We start from the raw sequence: 3,450 nt of genomic DNA, 5'->3' as shown, positions 1-3,450 counted from the left end.
GGATGCCCCGCATGCGATGCCCGGCATGGAATGTATACGGACTAAAAGACCAGCTACCTCTACGGGGCGAAAACACAACTTAAAATAAACCTTCTTTACCAGGGAATCTCCCCCGTCTCCGGATTATGATACTCACTGATAAACCGACCCGTAGGGCCGTCCGCTCCGATGAGGGCATACTTGACAATCCGTTGGCCCGCGTTTTCAGGACTGTCATCGCCCCGGTGATTATTAAAATCGGTGGCCGTGAATCCCGGATCAACGGCGTTCACCTTGAAGGGCGTGTCCCGCAGTTCGTAAGCCAGATCAATCGTGTACATGTTCAAAGCCGCTTTCGAGGGTTGATAGATCGCTGCTTTGTGGTGATAAAATCGCCAGTTAGGGTCACTACTTAACGTCAGCGAACAGCCACTGGACGATACATTCACAATGCGGGGCTGTTCGGCTTTTTTCAGCAGATCGATAAACGCCTGTGTTACCCGAACCACCCCGTACACATTGACATTGAAGGCCTCCTGCATACGATCCAGAGATAAGGTCAGGGCCGATTGAGGCATCCCTCCGTTAATACCCGCGTTGTTGATCAGTACATCCAATGCGTCCGTTGTAAGGCCAATCATCGTGCGGGCCGCTGCTACGGATTGCGAATCGCTGACATCCAGCAGAATAACCTCCGCCTGATGCAGCCCTTCGGCTTTTAGTTGTTCCAGAGCTTTCCGTCCGTTTTCTAGATCGCGACTACCCATATACACAAAGTAACCTAGTTTCAGTAGCTGACGTGCTGTTTCCAGGCCAATACTTTTATTGGCACCGGTAATGAATGCTTTTTTCATGTTCATTGAAATAAAGTGAGAAAATCAGCTAGAGGTAGGTTCACCATGGAGAATCGGTAAATGGCTTCGACCAGCCGTGAATGCTTTAAAACTACCTGACAAAGGTCCGGACTAGGCAGGAGGCGGACGTAGCCTAATTCCGGAGATGCGTAGCCAAAATGAGACTGGCGAACGTAGGGATACGTAGCAGGCCAGGGGAGCAGCTAGTTTCCTACGCAGGTCATCAGTAGTTGCGGGTAAAATTGAACGTTTAGCCACATTTTTTGAACGTTATCCTATGTTCCACTGCCTTACGGCACGTCTACCTTTGTAGAACCAAAGCACATAAAATAATGCAGGCAATGAGCTTAGAATCAATGACTACTATCGGGACGTCATCCGCAACATTCACCTTGAAAAGTACAGAGCTGGGCGGACAGCTAACCAACTCACAGTACTTCAATGGGATGGGCTTTTCGGGAGCCAATCAGTCACCCCAGCTTTACTGGGAAAATGCCCCCAGCGAAACGAAAGCCTTTGCCGTAACGATGTACGACATAGACGCCCCAACGGGAAGTGGACTCTGGCATTGGGTGGTTTTCAATATCCCGGCGGAGGTACGGGAACTCCCCTCAGGAGCTGGTGACCCGATGAACAATCAATTACCGGAAGGAGCTCTGCAAAGCAATACCGACCTGGGTACGCCGGGTTACGTAGGGGCCGCCCCACCGGCGGGACCCGCCCATCGGTACCTGATCACGGTTCATGCTCTAAGCAAAACGCTGGAACTGGATCAGAACGCCACACCGGCCCTGGTCGGATTTAACCTACACTTTGCAACGTTGGCGAAAGCTTCACTGGTAGTATACGGCCAAAAACACTAGTTGACCGGTTTTTCTAACATCTAACACCAATGAACACACGAGAGCAGATGCTAAGGCAGTTCCAGCTGCTAACCGACTGGTATATTTCGGTACTGGAAGGCATTACGGAAGAAGAGGGTAGTCAGGTACTAAGTGAGCATACGAATAGTCTGGAATGGATTGCGGGTCATTTACTGATCATGCGGGCCAGAAATACCGTTCGTTTGGGGCAGCCCGTAGAAAGTTATCCGTATCTGGACCTCTTTGTCGATCCAAACCTGCCGCCGCCCCAGTTCATACCCTTTGACCGAAGCAAAAAATACCCAGGCTTGACGGACTTGGTACAGGACTGGAACCGGTATTCCAACCGTTTCATCGAGACCCTCGAAGCCGCAGACGACCGGGTGTTACAAACGGAAATTCCCTTGCAGGGACCCACGGGAGGTACCACCGTTGAAGACCTGTTCACGTCGATGGTACTACACGAAGCCTTTCACATCGGGCAAATGAGCATCATTCGCAAGGCACTCGGTTACCAGGCCATGTACTGGTTTCGTCGTCAGGAAAATCGGGAACAAGGTGGTATCTTGAACGAAGTGTAAAGACCATCTTCTACAGATTTAACCTGGAATCAGGAACGGAAGGCATTAGAGAAAGCTTTAAACAACTGAAACCTGATCCGACTCTTGAGGGAGGGGATTAGGTTTTAGGGCGTATCCTTACGAAGCCATGAAAACCACCCGTATACAAAACGAGCAAGCCTCCACGGATGCCGACCTGGAGCCCGTTTCGATCTTTAGTTATGAGTCCCAGATCGACGGGAGCAGGAATCGGATTACCCTCCATCAGAATTTGTTCAGTTTCTTGTTGGAAGGTGAAAAAACGGTTTACTATCCGGGGGCAACGGTGAAGATCCATCCCGGACAGTTTCTCCTGCTTTCGGCGGGAAATTGTTTGATGAGCGAAAAACCGTCGCTCCGGGGGGCAGCTACCGGAGCATGCTCATTTTCTTCGATACGAACGTGCTCATTGATTTTTTCAGTCGGCATCCCGACATGCCTGCCACGAAAATCAGCCAACGGTATCAGGAGCCCGTTTTGCTTTTTGAGAAAGATGCCTTCCTCCAGCATTTCATTGAATCGCTGGGGTTTATGCTGGCCGCGGGGCAGGCTATTTCTCTAAACAGACGGCTGGTAAAACTGGAAGAGTTGTTGCTGTACCTTGGTGAAAACTACCCCGGACAGTTACAGAAATTGCGTATCCTCAGTCAGCAGGCCGACGACGAAAGGCTGATCCGGCAGGCGGTAACGGCCAATTTGGACCAGCCAGTGACCGTAGAAGAACTCGCTTTTTTGTGTCATACGAGTCTGTCTACCTTCAAGCGACGGTTTGCTAAAATTTATGGTACTTCGCCCAATAAGTGGTTCCTGGAGAAACGAATGCAAAAGGCCGCTCAACTGCTGAAACAGGGCGATTATAAAGTCAGTGAAGTGTATTACGAGATTGGGTACGAGAATCTGTCTAGCTTTATCCAGTCCTTCAAACAGGTCTACGGAGTTACGCCGAAGCAGTATCAATTGGCAAACTAGAGGGGTTACTAGTTTTTAGCGAGTCGGTACCGTCGACGGCATAAATCCAGGCCCCGTCTTATTCCATTCCATGGCGGAATTCCATTCTGGGGCTCAAGCCGCCTATTTCCTCTGCAAGGCCGTGGCCTTGAGCAAGAGGAAATGAGCGGTGGGCGTGCCGACATGGAATGTATAGGGACTAAATGA

The 3,450-nt window shown here is 50.4% G+C and carries 4 protein-coding genes; 3 read left to right on the top strand and 1 reads right to left on the bottom strand.

Annotated elements, in window-relative coordinates; genetic code table 11:
- Positions 1-95: 95 nt before the first annotated feature.
- Positions 96-833 carry an SDR family oxidoreductase gene (locus BWI93_RS15645; RefSeq protein ID WP_094812930.1) on the bottom strand — a complete coding sequence of 246 codons (738 nt, stop codon included), beginning with the start codon at positions 831-833 and terminating at the stop codon, positions 96-98.
- Between the two features lie 392 nt (positions 834-1,225).
- Between BWI93_RS15645 and BWI93_RS15640 the strand changes: the two genes are divergently transcribed.
- The 3 genes from BWI93_RS15640 to BWI93_RS15625 all read left to right on the top strand — a co-directional run bounded on the left by BWI93_RS15640 (position 1,226) and on the right by BWI93_RS15625 (position 3,264).
- On the top strand, positions 1,226-1,696 hold the full coding sequence (locus BWI93_RS15640; RefSeq protein ID WP_217902291.1) for a YbhB/YbcL family Raf kinase inhibitor-like protein: 471 nt from the start codon (positions 1,226-1,228) through the stop codon (positions 1,694-1,696).
- Positions 1,697-1,725: 29 nt separating this feature from the next.
- Entirely contained in the window at positions 1,726-2,277 is a 552-nt protein-coding gene (locus BWI93_RS15635; RefSeq protein WP_094812925.1) for a DinB family protein, read from the top strand.
- Between the two features lie 396 nt (positions 2,278-2,673).
- Positions 2,674-3,264 carry an AraC family transcriptional regulator gene (locus BWI93_RS15625; protein ID WP_094812920.1) on the top strand — a complete coding sequence of 197 codons (591 nt, stop codon included), beginning with the start codon at positions 2,674-2,676 and terminating at the stop codon, positions 3,262-3,264.
- Positions 3,265-3,450 lie beyond the last annotated feature (186 nt).

The sequence above is a fragment of the Siphonobacter sp. BAB-5385 genome (genome assembly GCF_002261125.1).
In the GTDB taxonomy this organism is placed as follows: Bacteria; Bacteroidota; Bacteroidia; order Cytophagales; family Spirosomataceae; genus Siphonobacter.
The sequence above is the reverse complement of the archived record's forward strand: the minus strand, read 5'-3'. Positions and strand labels throughout refer to the sequence as shown.

Bases quoted from the DNA above. Each gene is read 5' to 3' on its own strand.
- BWI93_RS15645 (WP_094812930.1), bottom strand. From the start codon at position 833: ATGAAAAAAGCATTCATTACCGGTGCCAATAAAAGTATTGGCCTGGAA.
- BWI93_RS15625 (WP_094812920.1), top strand. From the start codon at position 2,674: ATGCTCATTTTCTTCGATACGAACGTGCTCATTGATTTTTTCAGTCGG.
- BWI93_RS15635 (WP_094812925.1), top strand. From the start codon at position 1,726: ATGAACACACGAGAGCAGATGCTAAGGCAGTTCCAGCTGCTAACCGAC.